Below are 18,316 nucleotides of genomic sequence, written 5' to 3' on the forward strand. Positions count from 1 at the left end.
AGTTTAAGCGTGAACTGCTCTTACTATAAACAAATGACAAAAGGATTGCAGTGTTTACGCATGGGCGAGAGCGGTCGATCATTTACGCCTGAGGTTAGTTTTGTGGTAGTCATAGCCCATGTACTGACATGGGCTATGTGCACTAATCGTAAATGGTCGGAATCGGTTGACGCTTATGCTGAGTGCGCTGATATATGGCGATTATGCGTTGCTCTATTTCTGCACTTAAGGGTTTCGCCTCAAGGAAGTCGTCGATTTGGTCATAACTCAAGCCCAGTGCTTCTTCGTCTGTGAGGCCGGGGCGATCGCACTCTAAGTCGGCGGTCGGTGCTTTGGTAACTAAGGCGTCAGGCGCTCCGAGGTGTTGAGCAAGCGCACGTACTTGGCGTTTAGATAAGCCAAACAGCGGCGCTAGATCGCACGCACCATCCCCAAACTTAGTATAAAACCCGGTAATATTCTCCGCGCTATGATCGGTGCCAACGACTAAACCTTGATGTAGACCCGCTAGCTCATATTGGGCAATCATGCGTTGGCGTGCTTTGACATTACCTTTGACGAAATCAATATGGCTTTGTGCGGGTAAACTTAAATCACTGCCAGCGAGGCTGCTTAGCACCTGTTCGTGCATATGGTCGGTAGCGGGTTTGATATTCACGGTCACACGCTGACTGGGTTGAATAAAATCGAGCGCCAGCTGCGCCTCATCCTCGTCGGCTTGCACGCCATAAGGCAAGCGCACGGCAATGAACTGATATTGTTCAGTATCGTGATCGGCGTTGAGCTCTTCAATGGCAAGCTGGCAAAGACGGCCGCAAGTAGAGGAATCAACACCGCCACTGATGCCAAGCACCAAGGTGCGACAGTGGGCTTGTTGAAGCTTGTGTTTTAAAAATGACACCCGACGAGTAACTTCTTGTTGGACATCAATGCTAGGTTGCACTCTCATTTCGGCAACGATTTCGGCTCGCATAATTCCCCCGCTTGAGCAAGATGGTAAGCAGCTATTATGTAAGCATTTACAAAAAAATTAAAGCGCCGACCTCGGGGTTGCTATTTTGCCTCGTGCTATTCACACGGCGATGCCATATGTGCCCAGATGGTTAGCTTCTCGTAGAGTGCGTCTGGCTTAAGGGGCTTACTCAAATAATCGTTCATACCCGATTGCAAACATTTTTCCTTGTCGCCCTCCATTGCGTTGGCGGTCAGGGCAATAATCGCAATGTTTTGATGTTGCTCTCCGGCCTTACCTTGGCGGATTTGAGAGGCTGCTTGGTAGCCATCAAGAATGGGCATTTGGCAATCCATCAGCACCACATCAAAATACCCCGAAGGACACTGTTGCAAGCGTGTTATCGCTTGTTGTCCATCATTGGCAATTTCGTAGTTGCAACCATGTTTGTCCAATAAGGATGAGGTAACAATTTGGTTGACCTGGTTATCTTCTACAAGCAAACAGTTAATAGTCCCCGTGAGCTGCTGCGCACCAGTCTCTTCTGAGCGCGTATAACCGCTGTAAATATCAAAACTAGTTAATGGATGAAACGCTAATCGGAAGTGTTCAAATTCCAGTTGCTCGCTGACCTCATTCGTTTGTTCCATATTCGCTAAGACCAACAGCTGGCATTGTTCACTAAGCGTGCTTTTCAGTCGATGCTGTAACTCATGGGTCTTTTTTAATAGCGGTTCGGCATCGATAATGAGGCGCTCGACACTTTGGTTAGCCAAATGCTCAAGCAAGTCATTGCCACCCGTAAAGCAGGTGACCTTTGCTCCCATCAACTCACAGTGTTGCCGAGCTAGGATACTCTCTTGGCGATCATGACAGAAAATAGCCACATGCTCACCCAACAAGTGTTGAGTAACGGAAGATTGCTCATCGGCTTCCAGTTGAATGAAGAACGTAAATGTACTGCCTTGATCCACAGTGCTTTTCACACTGACATCGCCATGCATGAGTTGACACAGCTGACGGACAATGGCAAGACCTAAACCGGTGCCGCCAAAGCGCCGGGTGGTGGAGCTATCAGCTTGGGTAAAGGCATCAAATAACTGCGCTTGAGCTTGCTTAGAGATACCAATGCCGGTGTCCTGGACACTGCATGTAAATAACCCATGCTCATCAAGTGTTGCGGTAATCGTTATCTCACCGTCTTCGGTAAATTTAATCGCATTCGATAATAAATTGGCCAGCACTTGGCGCAAGCGGTTGGGATCACCCTCAACTATTTGCTGTGGTAGCTGATGCGCATCCAGATATAAACGGTTGTTTTGTTGTTGTGCTTTCAAGGCTAGCGACTCAACAACCTGTGACAACACTTGGTGAATATCAAAACTTATGTGTTCAATTTCTACCTTGCCCGCTTCAATTTTAGAAAAATCCAATATGTCATTGATAATACTTAATAAGGTGTTGGCAGAAGAGCGGGCTAGTTGCAGGTGATGATGCTGCGAGTCATTTAATGTGCTGTGATCCAGTAGCTCTAACATACCCAATACGCCATTCATCGGCGTACGTATTTCATGACTCATACTGGCAAGAAACTCACTTTTTACGAGCGCGGCATGCTCAGCTTTATTTTTCGCGTTGCGAAGGGCAATTTCCGTTAGTTGTCTTTCGTGGTTGGCATAGACACCACCGATGATATTAGCGATAGCTATAAGAAAGTTTTCATCATTCTCACTCCACACACGCGGTTCATGAAGCTGTTCTGCGCACACCACGCCGACCATGCCATGGCGCCCAGGAATGGCACAGTCGAGAAGCGCATGAATATTGAGCGGCTGCAGATAGTCCTGTAAAAACTCCCTGGTCAGCGGATCATTGTGAGCATCACTGATGCTTAATACTGCTCGCTTTTGTATCGCGCCAAAGTAAGTTGGGTATTGCTCCCCGACTAATACACCGCTCTCGCTATGGCTGTTTTTGTCTTGCTCGTACAGCGACAGTAAATGCATTTCTTGATGGGCATCGTCAAACAACCAGATACTGACCCTGTGGGTGTTTAAGGTGCGGCTGACCATGCGGGTGATAATGTGTTTAGCCGCGTCTAAATCACCATTGAGAATCGCGTCATCGACCGTGAGCCCTGCTAAAGCGCTATTACGTTGTGCTAATTGCTGTTGTGCGAGCTGGCCGCGCTTTTCGCCATCTATATCTTGGGTAGAGCCAAAGATGCGAATACAGCGTTGCTGGTCGAACTCCGCCTCACCGCGCACGCGTACCCACTTTTTAGCACCTTGAGCTGTGACTATCTGTAGCTCAGTACAAAACGGCTGACGGTCATTGATGGTGCGAGTAATAAGCGTATTTAACTGGGATTGGGAACTGGGTGTGAAAAAGTGAAAAAGATTATCTGCGGTGATCAGGTAGCTGTCATCGACGCCATGAATCTCGCGGTTCACTTTGGACCAGAACGCGTGGTTAGTATCGTTATTCAGCTCCCATGCGCCAATGCGTGCCTGGGTACTCATTGCTTCGAGCATTTGTTTATGCGTCAACAGCTGCTTGCTGATTCGTTGCTGCTCAGTGATGTCGCTAGCAACCATATAAATTTTGCTATTCTCTTGATCCAGAGCCAAGTTAATACGGCACAGCAGCTGTTTGTGTGAGTGGGTAAGCAAGTAGCAATCAAATTGAGTTTCATTGTCCTGCTGGCTCAACTTATCAAATTGTTGTTGTACGCGCTCTTTATCATCACAGGCGACAAAGTCGAGTAGCGGCTTGGCAAGTATTTCACTGGCTGTAAAGCCCAAGCCCCGGTATATGCGTGAGTTGGCGCGTTCGAAAAAGCCATGTACGTTGAGAATAGCCATAAAGTTAGCGCTGAGCTCAAAGAAGCGCTCGATCTCTTGCTTAGCATGGCGCAGTGCCGCTTCTGTCGACTTTTGTGAGCTAATATCTAAGTGCGTGCCAATCATACGTTTTGGTCGACCATCATCGCACCATTCAATGACTCGGCCGGTATCCAGAACCCACACCCAATGGCCTAGTTTATGACGCATTCGGGCTTCACATACATACTGTTCACTGTGTCCCTGCCAGTGTTGCTCCAAACGTAGTCCTGATTCTTTTAAGTCATCAGGGTGGGTGTGATTGAGCCAAGTATCAATATTGATGGGGGTGAGCTCTTCGAGCTCATAACCAATGATTTGCGCCCAACGCTCGTTAAACGTCACTTCGCCGTTTTGTACTTGCCAATCCCAGGTTCCAACACCGATATTTTCAACGATGAGTGCTAGGCGCTGACTCTTTTCAAGTATTTCTGCTTGTGTCGCCTTCTTTTCGCGCAAATCTTCAATGAGTAGCCACACAAAAGGTTCACCCTGAGCATTGGTAAATTGCACCCCATTCACATTCACCGGGAAGGTGGCGTTGTTTTGCCAAAGAGCTTCTCCCGCAACAATATGTTGACCATGGCGCAATTGATCTAAGGCCGGTACTGTGCGCTCGTTGAAGCGCAGAGTGTTGGCGAAGTGTTGTTGTTTTAGCTGTTGTAAGTGGGTATCGAGCGAGTTTAGTAAGGCTTTATTAGCATTGATATAGCGGCCCGTTTTGGCATCACATAACGCGATACCTAGCGGAAAAAGGTCGAATAACGCTTGAAGGCGCTGCTCATTGACCATGAGTTTTAAGAATAAGGCTCGAAGCCAAGCTAAAAACAGTACCACTAACAAGGTGGTTAAAATAATCGCGATGCGCGCATAGCCAAAGCTCTCCCAAGGAGGCTGCCAGCCCGCTTGTGGTTGAACTGCCAAATACCAAGTATCATTAGGTAGACTAATCGATAGTTCAATGGGGTCGCTATAGCGAATAGCGGTATCGCCAAACATGTGTTTATCTGGATTACGCTTATACAAGGCGACATTGAATTGTTCTTGTAATTGCACGAGTCCGCCATTGCTATAGACCTTGTTGGCGTCGAGCACGACCGATATCAGCCCCCAAAATTCTTGTTTCGGCTGCTGCAGATAAATGGGCAGTCGGGCAATAATGCCAACACCGCCCTGCACTAAATTAACGGGGGCATCAATTACTATTTCTCCACCTTCTTTAGCGGCCAAGGCTGCATCACGTTGACTGGGGTTGGCCATATAATCGAGGCCAATGGCTCCTTCATTACCCTTGAGAGGGTAGGTCATTCGAATAACCATATCTGGTGCTGCACCTATGGTGCGCAGTTCTTTAGAACTGGTAAACAGGCTTTGTGCAACGACACTGAATTGTTGTTGGTTGAGGTTGGGTTGGGCAGCGATGGCTGGTATTAATCCGCGTACAAGCTGAATATTGGCGGTCATCAGTGCCTGTAATTGGCTGCGATAACTTTGTGCTACTTCCCGCACATCTTGGCGATATTGTTGCTCTGTTTTTTGATAATTGAGGTGATCGAGAAATACAGCCACAGCCAGGGTGAGGGCGATTAGGCCGTAAAAGGCAATGGCATAAAAGCGGCTTTTCGAAGCTGGTGGCATGGCTGCAGATAGTCAGTGGTTGAACAACACCTTAAACTATAGTGCAGTAGCGAGGCTTGTCTAATTAATATATCAGCTAAGGTGCTGATTTTTCGGGCATAGGAACAATGCGCCCAGGTTTTGGGCGCATCATCAAAATAGTTTAGCTATCGCTTACTTGGCGATCCCAAAACTGCGCTTTTGCTCTGTGCAGTTTACGGTAGCCATCGAGCAGTGCGTGGTGCTTTTTAAAACCTTCAAGTGCTAAGCCTGGGAAGCTAAGCCCGTGGAACTGTATCCGTGCTTCTGCTATTTCAATCGCGAGTTCAACATTGTCAGCACCAAACATCAGCGCCAATGAGCTTTGATAAGTGCTGTACGCTCGTTGTTCGTCATATTTGATTTCCAAGACCGCTTTTAAGCAGCGGAAGAAGCGAATCCGCTCTGGGCTAATTTGATCGGTATGCAGAATCCACTCGACCCAATCAATGGCTTCCTCGCTTTGTGCGGCAAGGCATAGATGCGCTTTCAGCTCGCCGATGCGCAGAGTATGCCAAGGTGTGTCGGCATCAGTCACCACACCGATAAATTCGGCAGCGCGGATAATATCGCTATGTCCTGCTTCTTCTAAGCGGTCGTAGATTTCCAGCCATTGTTCGGCGTCGTATTGATCCAGTGACAGGAAGTCCTGGCGGAATTTAGCGCCCTCATTATTGTTGCGCCAGATGAGCTCATCCACAGGGTAAATATCGGATAAACCGGGTACCAAGATACGGCAGGCGTACACGTTTAAGTGCGTGTAATCCATGATGTAGATGTCGTAGCCCATGTCGTGGATCAGATCCGTGCAGAATTGGTACTCTTGCTCGGTGTTGCCGCTGAAATCCCAGTGCACAAAGTCAAAATCAGCTTGGTCACGGAAGAAGTCATAGGAAATCAGGCCGCTGGAGTCGATAAAATGTAATTCGATATTTTCTGCTGACGCCACTTCGTCGTTATCGAAAGTGGCGCATTGGAATACGTCAAGTTGGTCAAGACGACGGCCTTGAAGAAGCTCAGTAACAGTACGTTCTAACGCCACTTCAAATGACGGGTGAGCACCGAATGAAGCGAACACCGAGCCATCAACCGGATTGATTAGGGTCACACTCATAACCGGGTATTTACCGCCCAACGACGCATCGGCGATGCGCAAATGAAACCCATGGCTGCGTAGCTCTTCACAGGCTTGGTGAATCTTCGGATATTGCTTCACCACCTCTTCAGGCACTTCGGGTAGGCAAATTCCTTCAGCGATAATTTGGTTTTTAATGGCGCGCTCAAACACTTCTGAAAGGCCTTGCACGCGAGCTTCGTATTTGGTGTTACCGGCACTCATGCCGTTAGATACAAAGATGTTGCCGATGACATTGACGGGGATATAGGCAATTTCTTCATCGCGCACACGGGTGTATGGCAGCGCACAAATACCGCGCTCGGTATTGCCGGAGTTAAAGTCATAAAGGTGAGATGGGGTGAGTTCGCGCTCGGGGTCAAAATAGTCCCATAGCTGCTCGTTCATCAAACCCTCTGGCACTTGCTCGCCGTCGACGGCAAACCACTTTTCACTGGGGTAGTGGGTGAATTCGGCGTTCGCGAACTCTTCGCCTAAGTAAAAATCGGCGAAGAAGTAGTTGCAGCTTAAACGCTCAAAATACTCCCCTAGTGCCGACGCTAAACACGCTTTATCGGTAGCCCCTTTACCATTAGTGAACATCACCCCACAGTCTTTATCACGGATGTGGACCGAGTAGCAGTTAGCCACTGGGTTCAGCCACAAAGCCTCCTCCACATTGATATCTAATGCCACGAGTTTATTTTGCATGGTAGAGATAGACGACTCTAAGTCTCTGTCTTTACCTTTGATAAAAGTCTGTTCAGTCATAATGTTCTCAATAAAGCGACACGCAGTTGATTGCGAAGAAATCTTACTATGGTCGTTATTATATCGGTAACTTGCCTTTAACACGAACAAAGCTTAAAAAATGTCATACACTAGCTGTGGGCAGAATAACAATAAACTCGATATGGACAGATTATGTTGATGTGGATTAAGCGCTTAGCGATAGCAGTCATTGTTTTGCTACTTCTGGTAACGGCACTCCTTTATGCCATTTTATATCTCAGTTTGCCAAGCCTAGATGGTCGCGGTCAAAGTCAGAGTATTGATAAAGTGGTGACGATAAAGCGCGATGCGCTAGGGCAAGCCATTGTCGATGCTCACTCAATGGCCGATGCCGCATATGGGCTGGGCTTTGCCCATTCGCAAGATCGGTTCTTTCAAATGGATTTACTGCGGCGTAATGCGGCGGGCGAACTTAGTGCGCTTTTTGGTGAGGCCGCTTTGCCATTGGATAAGAAAATGCGTTTCCATCAACTACGTCAACGCTCAAAGCGCATTTATGCTCAGCTTAAACCCGCACAACAGCAATTGCTTCAGCGTTATAGCCAAGGCGTGAATGATGCCCAGCAGGCGCAGAGTTTAAAAACCTTTGAATACTTGTTAGTGGGTGCCGATATTGAGCCTTGGCAGCCAGTCGACAGCTTATTAGTGATTTACAGCATGTACCTCGATTTACAAGCCGGTACTTTTGCCCGTGACATGGTGCTAGAGCGTATCGAGCAGCAGTTTGGTGCGCCAATGCGGCAGTTTTTAACTCAGCCTTCATCCTATCAATCAGCGCTCGATAACAGCGAACTCTTGGCACCACAGATGACGATTCCATTGCTGCCGGCTTCAGCGCAGCATGCTCAGATACGGGAAATCATTCCTAGTTTGGAAGTGGGGAGCAACAATTGGGCTGTGTCGGGGGAGTTAACTACAAGCGGCCAACCTATGGTCGCCGACGACATGCATTTAGGCTTAGCGGTGCCCATTATTTGGTATCGTGCGCAGCTGAATTTTGCTGATACCCAAGTAACTGGGGTATCGTTACCGGGTGCACCCGCCATTGTTGTTGGCAGTAATAACCACATTGCGTGGGGATTCACCAATGCCTACGTCGACACATCTGATTGGATTCGCCTTAGCGACGACGCTGATTTAGTCGAGGTACAAGAGAGCATCGCCCTTGATGACGGCAGTGTGCATCAATATCGCTTACTCATGAGCGACTATGGCCCGGTACGGGAAGTCGGTGGTCAGCGCTACGCGCTTAGTTGGGTGGGTCATTACGATTATGCCTTGAACCTTGATTTAGCTGAGCTAGCCACCACCAAAACGGTCACCGAAGCCTTTCAGTTAGCGAATACAGCCGGCATGCCGGTGCAGAATCTAGTGGTTGTTGATGCCCAAGGCCAGCTAGGCTGGCAGCCCATGGGCGCTATTGCAGCACGCACTCAACCTAGCGATACCGCCATCGCCGAACAGCAGTTTGAACAAGCTTGGTTTAGTAATGAGCCGCAGCGACCACGCGTGATAAACCCTAAACAGGGGCGTATTTGGACCGCCAATGCGCGTGTTATGTCGGCGCAGCAGCATCAGCGCTTTGGTGATGGTGGCTATGCGCTAGGAGCGCGCCAGCAGCAGATCCGCGACCGTCTCGCTGCACGTGAGCAGTTTGATGAACAGGCATTCCTTGACCTGCAACTTGATAACGAAGCGCGCTTTTTAGGCAAATGGCAGGCGCTATTGGTGACAACTTTGCAGAGCGAACCTAAGTCCCCATACTTAGAGGCGGTTCGCAATTGGCGGGGCTGTGCATGCACTGACTCCATTGGCTATACCTTAGTTCGCTACTTCCGCAGCGCAGTGATGGACACCGTGTTTGCCGATATTGAGTCGGCGCTAGCACAAGAGTCTTTGTCTCTAGGGCCTATCAAACGCAACCTTGAGCCCGCCACCTGGCAGCTTTTGGCGCAGCCTCAGCGCTGGCAGTTGGGCGATAAACAGAGCTTACTGATGCGCAGCTTCGCGCTCGCGACTCAGCGTTTGCGTGACAAATTTGGCGATGATATGCAGCAATGGCAATGGGGCAAAGTGAATGCGTTAGCGCTCAAGCATCCGTTTAGCAAACAGATACCGTTGCTGAGCTCATGGCTGGATATGCCAATTACCCCCGGGTTTGGTGATAGCTTTATGCCCGCAGTGCAGCGCCCAGAATTTGGCGCTTCACAGCGATTTATTGCGCAACCAGGGCGTTTGGAACACGCTATTTTAGCTATTCCTGGTGGTCAATCGGCACATCCGTTGTCTTCGTTTTATCGGGCGGGTTATCAGCAGTTTGCTGAGCATCAAGCGACGTCTTTATTACCTGGCGAGCCCTTGCATCGCATTGAATTTCGGGCTGCTGATTAGGTGACTTGTGTCAGTGTCATTGGCGCTGACGCCGCTAGGGTCGTTTGGTCACGACCGTTGGATTTACTGCGATACAGAGCGTCATCAGCGACGTTGATAACGTCCTCCACGCTCTGCTGTGGTTGCCACTGACTAAGACCAAAGCTCATAGTCAATGACAATTCGGGGCTTACCTGCCGTGCGTCCATGGTTTTGATGGCACTGCGGATAGATTCTATCCTTGCCGAGGCGGTATCAATATCAATATTGGGCAGGGCAATAATAAATTCTTCCCCTCCCCAGCGCGCGACAACATCGCTGGCGCGAGTGTGTTCAAGTAATGTTTGCGACAGTGCTACCAGCACTTTGTCACCGACTTCGTGGCCATATTGGTCGTTAATCTGCTTAAAATAATCGATATCGCCGATAGCGACACACATGGGTTGCTCTGCTGTGCTGCAGCGATTGTGTAACTTCAACATAAGCTCTTTGGCAAAGCGTCGATTATATAATCCGGTAAGAAAATCTTTGGCTGCCATATCTGCGAGCGTAGAGCGTTGTTCTAAAGTGATACGGCGGATCAGTGCAAGGGTATAAATCATCGGCACTCCGGCGACAAGAATATTAGCGACCTCGATATAGCGTAAAAACTCACCATACGCATAGGGATAGGCAACACCGGAGAACAAAATGTATATGGCAGCAAATATAGCGATCAAGGTTAGGCTGAAGCCCACTGCACTCCCCATTCGCATTTTATAATCAACCATTAAAATACATGAGACACTCCATAGATAAAACTGAAAGCCCGTTTCCGTGCCCATAAAGGCACAGGCGGCAATTGAATGTACCACTACCTCAACGCTGACCACCCTTAACCCCCAACTTTGTCGGTTATTTTTAATTAACCAAATCCCGAGTAGCCAGCTTAAGGTACTAAATATGTTCAAAATCGCTAAAGGAGTCGCGCCGATGACATAAAAGCCGGGGATCAAAGCGGCGTGAATCGCGGCAGCGAAGATAGCAACGCGTACAATAATCTTAAACTTGAGCTCTTCAACCTGCTCAAAAATGCCTTCAGCTGAGTGTGTATTGCTGGGTAGCTTCTGCAATGGACGACCTACTGCCGATGAAAAATCGTATGACTATTGAGTATAGTGCATAAGGGTAATTTTGTTAGGCTGGCAACTATATGATTTATATGGCTATTGATAGTTGTTAACAAGTCATTGGGTACTGTTACCGCCGCAAAGTGACGCCGCCAAAAGCGCGAATATGAACTAAACTGCAGACAATTGCGTTCTCTACAGTAATAACAACACCATCAACAGGAAAAACAATGAAATTACCCTTGTTATTTACAGCGGCAGCGGTGGCGACCACCATGAGCGTCTCACTTCAAGCTGAAGAAGTAGAAATAAAAACTCAGCAACTGAGCGAACACATTCATGTTCTTTTCGGTCAAGGAGGCAACATAGCCGCGCACGTAGGTAAAGATGGCACCTACATCATTGATGACCAATTTGCCAAGTTAGCCCCAAAAATAAAAGCAGCGCTGAAAAATCTCAACCCGAATGCGCCAGAGTTTGTTATCAATACCCATCACCATGGTGACCATACCGGCGGCAACGAAGTGTTTGCCCAATCTGGTGCCCATGTTATTGCCCATCACAATGTTCATAAGCGTTTGCAGCAAAAGCATGGTGAGGGTTCACAGTACTTACCTAAGCTAAGCTTTGGCCAAGACTTAACATTACATTTTAACGGCGAGCATGCTAGAGCGGTACACTTTGCCCATGCGCATACCGATGGCGATGCGGTGATTTTTTTCGATACCGCCAATGTCGTGCATATGGGCGATATCTACTTTAATTTAGGTAGCTTGCCTTTTGTTGATGTGGATAGCGGAGGCAGTGTGGACGGCATCTTAGCTGCGGTTGAGCAAGTGATGACACAAATAGATGACTCCACTCAGGTGATCCCTGGGCACGGGCCTATGAGCAATAAAGCAGGGCTGCAGAGATATTATCAGTTGCTCAGCAAAGCGAAATCACTGATGGTGGCTGCGATTGATGAGCATCAAGACCTCGAGTCAGTATTGGCGGCAGACCCACTCGGGGCGCTTGAGCTTGAATACGCCAACTGGTTACCCAAAGAGCGAGTAACCACCCTATTTTACCGTAGTTTAACCATTGAGAATCATGGGCATTAATATGAATGCTTAGTTAACAAATGTGAATGGTTAATTTATACTCGTTGTTCCTACAGTGAAGTAATTAAGGAACAACGAGGATGAACGATAATAACCTACCTGATTTAACCGCCTCGGTAGGCAAGAAAAAAGGACTTATCATTTCTGTCATTGCCATGGTATTAGCCGTATTTTTGGTAATGAGTGCGATGTACACCGTTGATGAAGGTCATGTTGGCATCATTAAACGCTTTGGCGAAGCCACCGAACAAGTGAATCCGGGGCTGCACACCAAAATACCTTTCGTCGATAGTGTCGAGATGTTAGAAATCCGCACACGCAAAAACGTAGAAAAGCTACGGGCGGCTACTCACGAGCAAATGCCCTTAACCGCTGAAGTGAGTATCAACTGGACAGTGATCCGCACCGAAGCTTTTGACCTTTTTAAAAGCTATGGCGGGTTGACCCAGTTCGAAAATCGCATTTTGGACCCGAAGCTTCGCTCGGCAACAAAAGATGCGCTGGCGCGTTACAAAGCAGAAGAGCTGATTCAAAACCGCTCGCAAGTTATCGCTCGTATTGAGGAGCTGTTACTTGATGAAATGAAAGCTTATCCGGTGAAGTTAGACTCGGCGCAAATCGAAGACTTGGTATTGCCGCAAAAGTACATCCAATCTATCGAGACCAAGCAAACAGAAAAGAACCTTGCGGCGGCTGAAAAGCACCGTTTAGAGCGCCAAAAGCTTGAGGCTCAGCGTGAAGTAAATACCGCAATGGCTCAACGTGATGCCGCAAAAGCAAAAGCAGACGGTAAAGCCTATTCGATTAAAATCGAGGCGCAGGCCGAAGCGGAAGCAATTAAACTAAAAGGTTTAGCGGAAGCTGAAGCGATGCAGAAGAAAGCTGAAGCCATTAAGAATAATGCCACCCTAGTTGAGTACATGCGTGCACAGCAATGGAATGGTCAGATGCCGACTACGGTTATGGGCTCAGACCAAGGTATCCTTTGGAATATGAAAGAAAAATAAGAGAAGCGGCGTTAGCCGCTTTTTTTGTGCAGTTAAGTTATGAATAAACATACCGTACTGGTCACCGGCGCAAGTCGAGGCATTGGCGCAGCAACAGCCCGGTTGTTGGCTGAGCAAGGTTATCAAGTCGTCATTAACTACCTGAATAATCATCGCTCCGCGCATGCACTCGTAGCAGAGATTGAACAAGGTGGTGGCATAGCGCTCGCAGTGGCTGGCGACGTCAGCCAAGAGTCAGAGGTAGAGCGTCTCTTTGCGACCATTGATGAGCATTGCGGCGGCCTTACTCATTTGGTGAATAATGTTGGCATCTTGGCAGCGCAAACCTCGCTGGCAGGACTCAATGCACAGCGCATCAATCGCACTTTGAGTGTGAACGTAACCAGCGCCTTCTTATGTGCTCAAGCAGCATTGCCACGTATGCCTGATAACGGCGCTATCGTTAATGTGTCTTCAGCTGCAGCGCGCACGGGTGCGCCTTTTGAGTATCTCGATTATGCAGCATCAAAAGGAGCCATGGATAGCTTCACTATCGGCTTAGCGAAAGAGGTTGCCGCGCGAGGGATCCGCGTCAATGGTGTGCGCCCGGGCGTGATTGCCACTGATATTCATGGCGACGGTGGGGAACCAGAGCGTGTGCATCGCCTTGGGCCGCAGTTACCCTTAGGCCGTTGTGGGTATGCTCACGAAGTAGCACAAGCCATTGCCTGGCTACTCGGTGAACAAGCAAGTTTCACCACTGGCACCTTTATTGACGTCAGTGGTGGCGCTTAAGGCCGTTATTGCTGGTCAGGCTTGCCTAAGCTCAAGGCGATAACTATCCCTGCTAACAAGGCACTGGCAATGAAAGTGAAAGCGCCGCCGATAACGCCGTAGACATAAACAAATCCCCAAGCTGCTAAGCCATAACCAAGCACCGAGCTCAGCACAGTGAGTGGGGTTTTAGAGTGTTTACGTACTAACCCGGTGGCGGCCAACAGTAGTATCGAGACACACACGAGTATTATTAGCTTCATACTTGTTGCTCCTGATTAACAAGTTGCGACCGAGTTGCGGCGCCTTTATAGAGGCGTCTAAGGGCGTAGTAGCAACCCAAGCCAATAGCAAAAAAGCCGATATCAATACTACTTACCAATAAGCTGCCAGCATTAAACACGTGGTTTTCAGAGAGTAAAACGTTAAGCGGTAGCACCAACAACGCTAAGCTGCCTATGCATGCTAATGTCGCTTGGAAATAGCGATGATAATGCCAAGGTAATGCGCCAAGCAGTAACCAGAGCAACCATGAATAGAAAAACAGCGGGCCGATAACGGCATTGTGCGCGGTGGGTGGAACATAGGCATTGATGAGCACTTGCGCCGGAAACAGTAACATACAGGCCAGTACTAAGCCGCCACAGCTGCCAATGATAAAGCGATTCCAGCGCTGATAAGCTTTGTGGCTTAAGCTCGGGTTGTTGCCTCGAGCGCGTTTACTTAACCACATCATGATCCCTGACAGTGGCAATAGTGCTGTGGTTAAGCCCAGCGCAGTCCACACGAGCTTGATAAAAATCCCACCGAAATTACCAAAGTGCAAGGGAAACAATAGCTCTAACACTTTGATGGACACGCCGGGGATATCGCCAAAGCTACTCATTGATTTTATGTACTCGCCATCGCCGTGATAATGCAGTAACTGCGAGGCCACCGACTCCCCGCCAAGCAAACGCAGATAGACTTCGCTGTTGGCGTCGTTATGCGCCATAATCGTGGCATCAAGAATATGGGCATCGGCGAAGCGCTGCTCGGCATCAGCAAGAATGTCGGCCAGTTGGGTCGGTTGATACTGATGGCTGATGACCGGCTCCGGAATGGCGGTAAATGTTTCCACTAGTTTATCTTGATCGCCGCCAAAGCTAACCAAAGCGGCGGCTGGCAATAAAATAACTGTGGCTAGGCCAAGGAATGCCCCGGTAAAACCAATCACGCCATGAAAGAGACTTCCCCAAATCCCCATTACTTTGTGCCCGTCACTCACCCACAGACTGGTCCCTTTATGGCGGCGAAAGGTAAACAGTTGCCGCAAAAACTGACGGTGGATAAACAGCCCGGTGAGCGTCGACACTAATAGCGTCAAACCTAGCACCCCTGTGAGTATTAGCCCAATCGGTCGGCCGAGATGTAAGTCGGCATGAAAATGGCCAATAAAGCTGGCAGCATCTGTTTTGCGCTCAGCATAGAAGGTTTGGCTCGGACCATAGTAAGTCGATTGCAACGCCAAGGTGTTGGGGTGAAATTGAAAAACGTGCGCCACAGCCTGATCGTAATTATCATCACCATGATGCGATTCAAATAACAAGGTCAGTAAATGAGTGTTATGGCCGCTAGGCAGATACACATGAATATTTTCACCGAATGGTGCGGGTACTTGCTCATGGTATTGATTCACAAGCTCAGTGATTGCTTGCGCTGGTATTTTTGGAGCCTGCTGAATTTCGGGGTTCGCCCATATTTTCAGCTCAGGGCGACTCAATACCGCAATAGCACCACTAAAGGCGACAATAAATAGCAATACAGCGGTAATAACTCCCACCCAACTATGGATATTAAAGAGCTTCTTGATGGTTAATGATTTCATCCTGTTGCTCCTGTTAGGGCGATAAAACTCAATACGCCATGAATAACTATCAGCAGTACCATTACTGCCAACGGATGCCATGCCTTTTCCGCCATATATGCGTACATAAATAGCGCTGTCCAAATAAGCGGAAACAGCATAATTGGCATGAGAATTTGCTCGCTCATGGCAAAAGGTAAATAGGTTGTCATGCCCGGAATAATCACTACCGAGGTGAGCAGTGCCAACACGCAGGCAAGAAAGTGCCGACGCTTGGTGGCACTGAAGGTGCGTTTTTTTGTCATATTATTGCCCCTTGAGCGCGGCGCTGGGCCGCGCGATGAATGCCTAACTAAAATTGTGCTTCGAAGCGCACACTGAAGGTGCGCGGAGCGCCTAAGGTTTGGTTGCCAAGTCCCGCTGGGGCTAACACAACATATTGCTCATCAAGCGCATTTTGCACTAAGGCATACACACCATAATGCTGCCATTGGTAGCCGACACGGGCATTGACCAGCCAGTGGGCGTCATTGCGTGGGTCTAACCCCTGCTCTAAGGGTGTGGATAGGCGTTGGGAGCTGCCGGTGTAGCTGGCATTCACATTGGCGACCCAACCTTGATGTGAGAAGTAATCAACTCCCATTAGCGCAGTCCATTGCGGCGCACCGGCGAATTCGCGTCCGCTGTAATTGGTCTCAACGCCATTAAAGAGTTGCACGAAGTCGTCAAACTCTGTTTGCGAATAACCAATACCGCCATAGAAGCGAGTGCTTGGGTTGAGCGAGTAACTTAATTCGGTTTCAAAACCTTGGACATGGGATGCGCCAACGTTGCGAACCTCACGATCATATTGGTTACTGGATAGATAGACATCAACTTGCTGGTCTTCCCAGTCCAAATAAAAGAGGTTGGCGTTGAGTACTAATGCGTCGTCAAGCCACACGGAACGCATTGCTAACTCGTAGTTCCAAGTGTATTCAGGGTCGAACGTAAAGGGCGTCGACTGGGCGATATTAGTGCCCACACCACCTGAGCGATAACCGCGTTGCACTGTGAAACTAGATGATACGTCATCATTGAAGCGATACGTAGCGCCCACTTTGGGCAGCCAAGCATCAAAGTCAGCGTCTTCAACGGGCTCGTCGCCTGAGGCGTCGGCGGCCATCGCGTATAATTGCTGATTAATACCGCCAATCAGTTGTGCCAGCATGGGATCAAACGCATAGTCACTGGGTTGTGGTAGCGCTTGTTCGGTGCGTGCACTGATACTGATATCGGTGGTGTTGCCGTTTTCCTGTTGTTCGCGGTCATAGCGTAGGCCAGCGAATACGTCCCAGTGGTTGTTTAGCTCATAGGTAAAATCAGCGAACAAGGCGGTGGTGGTGATCCCTTGCACATAATGGGCAGACTGGCTAATAAACAAGGGGTCAGCGCCACGGTATAATTGCAGAACTTGTTCGGCTAACACAGCGGGTAGTCCCAGCCCGCCAAACTCTGGGGGGGCTGTCAGTAACGTGCGTACACCCAGCTGCTCAAAGGTGACACCACGCTCGCCACTGCTGATGTCATTAACATCAACATCGGAATAGTAAAGCCCGATTAACCCACTGAGGCGTTCACCATCATAGGTTAAGCGCAGTTCTTGAGAAGTGGTTTTGTCTTCGCGGCGATCGGTGAGTGTTGATTGCGGTCCAACCATCGACGCATCGCCATCCCATTCATAGCCATACTTTGAGTTAGAGTAAGTAGTGATTGCAGTGAGGCGCCAGAAATCAGTGAGATCGTACTGCATATTGAGCGCATACATGTCGGTATCGGTAAACTCAAAGGTTGGTGAGTCGAGATAAACGTAACGATCATCGAAGATATCGTTAATCGGATAAGCCGTATTACCGCTTTGTGTCGCTACCCATTCGATGCCTTTTTCGTTTTCGCTGTGCATAAAGCTCAGTTGTGCTTCAAACTGGGGTAAGGCTGTCGGCGTATAGCGTAGCTTAGCGCGGTAGAATTCATTGTCGTCAAAGTCCGACTCTTCACCGGTAGCCACATTGGTGTTGTAACCATCACTATCACGTTTTTCAGCACTGAGACGAAATGCCAGTTCATCCTCAACCAGGCCACCTCCAAGAGCAATGGCGGCCTCTTGAGCACCGTATTCGCCCATGCCCAGGCGAGCTTTCAAACTGTATTCTTGCTCTGCATCGCGGGTATTCATGACCACCGCGCCTGCCAGTGCATTACGGCCTTGCAGGGTCGATTGCGGGCCTCGAAGAACCTCCACCTGGCTGATATCCCAAGTAGAAAAGCCGCCTTGTTGCATCATTCTGTACGGCACAGGCGCGCCATCGATATACACACTGGCTAAACCGCCAGAGCCGCCGCCGGTAACATTAAACGCATCAATGCCACGAATATTAAAGCCTGCACCGTCAGTTCCAGATACGTTGGGGGTCCGAGCAAGGACATCATAGAAGGTATTGAGGTTCTCACGCTCTACCGTTTGCTCTGTTATTACGGCAACGCTGGTGGGGGTTTCTTGTAGACCGCGATCAATTTTTTGACCACTGACAATAATCTTTTCAATATCCTGAACATCGGCGTGAACGGTTAAGCTGTTTGCTGCACATAACGCCAAAGTAATAGCACTGGCTAAGGGAGCGAGAGCGGGAGAGGACTTCATAATAATTCCCTGTATGAAAAATGAAAATCGTTCGCATTATAGATCTGTTATG

12 protein-coding genes are annotated in these 18,316 nt (G+C 48.8%); 4 read left to right on the forward strand and 8 right to left on the reverse strand.

Features of this window, described 5'->3' with window-relative positions:
• Nucleotides 1-142: 142 nt before the first annotated feature.
• The 3 genes from nadE to ycaO all read right to left on the reverse strand — a co-directional run bounded on the left by nadE (nucleotide 143) and on the right by ycaO (nucleotide 7,375).
• Entirely contained in the window at nucleotides 143-973 is an 831-nt protein-coding gene (nadE, locus tag EXT46_RS09005) for an ammonia-dependent NAD(+) synthetase (protein ID WP_053911067.1), read from the reverse strand.
• 95 nt (nucleotides 974-1,068) lie between these two features.
• The gene (locus EXT46_RS09010) at nucleotides 1,069-5,472 is read right to left on the reverse strand and encodes a PAS domain-containing protein (RefSeq protein ID WP_130146774.1); all 4,404 of its coding nucleotides are present in this window, start codon (nucleotides 5,470-5,472) and stop codon (nucleotides 1,069-1,071) included.
• Nucleotides 5,473-5,614: 142 nt separating this feature from the next.
• Nucleotides 5,615-7,375 (reverse strand): 30S ribosomal protein S12 methylthiotransferase accessory factor YcaO, encoded by a 1,761-nt coding sequence (ycaO, locus tag EXT46_RS09015; RefSeq protein WP_026111117.1) that lies wholly within the window; start codon nucleotides 7,373-7,375, stop codon nucleotides 5,615-5,617.
• A 153-nt stretch (nucleotides 7,376-7,528) separates the two neighbouring features.
• On the opposite strand from ycaO, the gene EXT46_RS09020 reads away from it, so the two are divergent.
• Complete coding sequence (locus tag EXT46_RS09020) at nucleotides 7,529-9,787, forward strand: penicillin acylase family protein (protein WP_130146776.1); 2,259 nt, start codon at nucleotides 7,529-7,531, stop codon at nucleotides 9,785-9,787.
• On the opposite strand, the gene EXT46_RS09025 is transcribed toward EXT46_RS09020, so the two are convergent.
• Entirely contained in the window at nucleotides 9,784-10,878 is a 1,095-nt protein-coding gene (locus tag EXT46_RS09025) for a GGDEF domain-containing protein (RefSeq protein ID WP_240701112.1), read from the reverse strand. The two genes, EXT46_RS09020 and EXT46_RS09025, sit on opposite strands and share 4 nt — an antisense overlap.
• 227 nt (nucleotides 10,879-11,105) lie before the next feature.
• On the opposite strand from EXT46_RS09025, the gene EXT46_RS09030 reads away from it, so the two are divergent.
• From EXT46_RS09030 to EXT46_RS09040, 3 genes are all read left to right on the forward strand, one after another.
• Nucleotides 11,106-11,978 (forward strand): MBL fold metallo-hydrolase, encoded by an 873-nt coding sequence (locus EXT46_RS09030; RefSeq protein ID WP_130146778.1) that lies wholly within the window; start codon nucleotides 11,106-11,108, stop codon nucleotides 11,976-11,978.
• Between the two features lie 80 nt (nucleotides 11,979-12,058).
• Nucleotides 12,059-12,985: a prohibitin family protein gene (locus EXT46_RS09035; protein WP_022944991.1), complete on the forward strand. Its 927-nt coding sequence runs from the start codon at nucleotides 12,059-12,061 to the stop codon at nucleotides 12,983-12,985.
• Between the two features lie 39 nt (nucleotides 12,986-13,024).
• Nucleotides 13,025-13,759: an SDR family oxidoreductase gene (locus tag EXT46_RS09040; RefSeq protein ID WP_130146780.1), complete on the forward strand. Its 735-nt coding sequence runs from the start codon at nucleotides 13,025-13,027 to the stop codon at nucleotides 13,757-13,759.
• A 5-nt stretch (nucleotides 13,760-13,764) separates the two neighbouring features.
• Here EXT46_RS09040 and EXT46_RS09045 read toward each other — a convergent pair whose 3' ends face one another.
• The 4 genes from EXT46_RS09045 to EXT46_RS09060 are packed head-to-tail and all read right to left on the reverse strand — an operon-like array spanning nucleotide 13,765 to nucleotide 18,264.
• Entirely contained in the window at nucleotides 13,765-14,001 is a 237-nt protein-coding gene (locus EXT46_RS09045; RefSeq protein ID WP_130146782.1) for a hypothetical protein, read from the reverse strand.
• The gene (locus EXT46_RS09050) at nucleotides 13,998-15,605 is read right to left on the reverse strand and encodes a PepSY-associated TM helix domain-containing protein (RefSeq protein ID WP_130146784.1); all 1,608 of its coding nucleotides are present in this window, start codon (nucleotides 15,603-15,605) and stop codon (nucleotides 13,998-14,000) included. The genes EXT46_RS09045 and EXT46_RS09050 overlap by 4 nt, the downstream gene beginning before the upstream one ends.
• Nucleotides 15,602-15,889 carry a hypothetical protein gene (locus EXT46_RS09055; protein WP_022944995.1) on the reverse strand — a complete coding sequence of 96 codons (288 nt, stop codon included), beginning with the start codon at nucleotides 15,887-15,889 and terminating at the stop codon, nucleotides 15,602-15,604. Before EXT46_RS09055 ends, EXT46_RS09050 begins: the two co-directional genes overlap by 4 nt.
• A gap of 47 nt (nucleotides 15,890-15,936) precedes the next feature.
• Complete coding sequence (locus EXT46_RS09060) at nucleotides 15,937-18,264, reverse strand: TonB-dependent receptor (protein WP_130146786.1); 2,328 nt, start codon at nucleotides 18,262-18,264, stop codon at nucleotides 15,937-15,939.
• Nucleotides 18,265-18,316: the final 52 nt, after the last annotated feature.

The sequence above is a fragment of the Pseudoalteromonas sp. CO325X genome, assembly GCF_004208955.1.
GTDB classification, from domain to species: domain Bacteria; phylum Pseudomonadota; class Gammaproteobacteria; order Enterobacterales; family Alteromonadaceae; genus Pseudoalteromonas; species Pseudoalteromonas ruthenica.

Coding starts and splice junctions, on each gene's coding strand:
- nadE (WP_053911067.1), bottom strand. CDS start 973: ATGCGAGCCGAAATCGTTGCCGAAATGAGAGTGCAACCTAGCATTGAT.
- EXT46_RS09010 (WP_130146774.1), bottom strand. CDS start 5,472: ATGCCACCAGCTTCGAAAAGCCGCTTTTATGCCATTGCCTTTTACGGC.
- ycaO (WP_026111117.1), bottom strand. CDS start 7,375: ATGACTGAACAGACTTTTATCAAAGGTAAAGACAGAGACTTAGAGTCG.
- EXT46_RS09020 (WP_130146776.1), top strand. CDS start 7,529: ATGTTGATGTGGATTAAGCGCTTAGCGATAGCAGTCATTGTTTTGCTA.
- EXT46_RS09030 (WP_130146778.1), top strand. CDS start 11,106: ATGAAATTACCCTTGTTATTTACAGCGGCAGCGGTGGCGACCACCATG.
- EXT46_RS09035 (WP_022944991.1), top strand. CDS start 12,059: ATGAACGATAATAACCTACCTGATTTAACCGCCTCGGTAGGCAAGAAA.
- EXT46_RS09040 (WP_130146780.1), top strand. CDS start 13,025: ATGAATAAACATACCGTACTGGTCACCGGCGCAAGTCGAGGCATTGGC.
- EXT46_RS09045 (WP_130146782.1), bottom strand. CDS start 14,001: ATGAAGCTAATAATACTCGTGTGTGTCTCGATACTACTGTTGGCCGCC.
- EXT46_RS09050 (WP_130146784.1), bottom strand. CDS start 15,605: ATGAAATCATTAACCATCAAGAAGCTCTTTAATATCCATAGTTGGGTG.
- EXT46_RS09055 (WP_022944995.1), bottom strand. CDS start 15,889: ATGACAAAAAAACGCACCTTCAGTGCCACCAAGCGTCGGCACTTTCTT.
- EXT46_RS09060 (WP_130146786.1), bottom strand. CDS start 18,264: ATGAAGTCCTCTCCCGCTCTCGCTCCCTTAGCCAGTGCTATTACTTTG.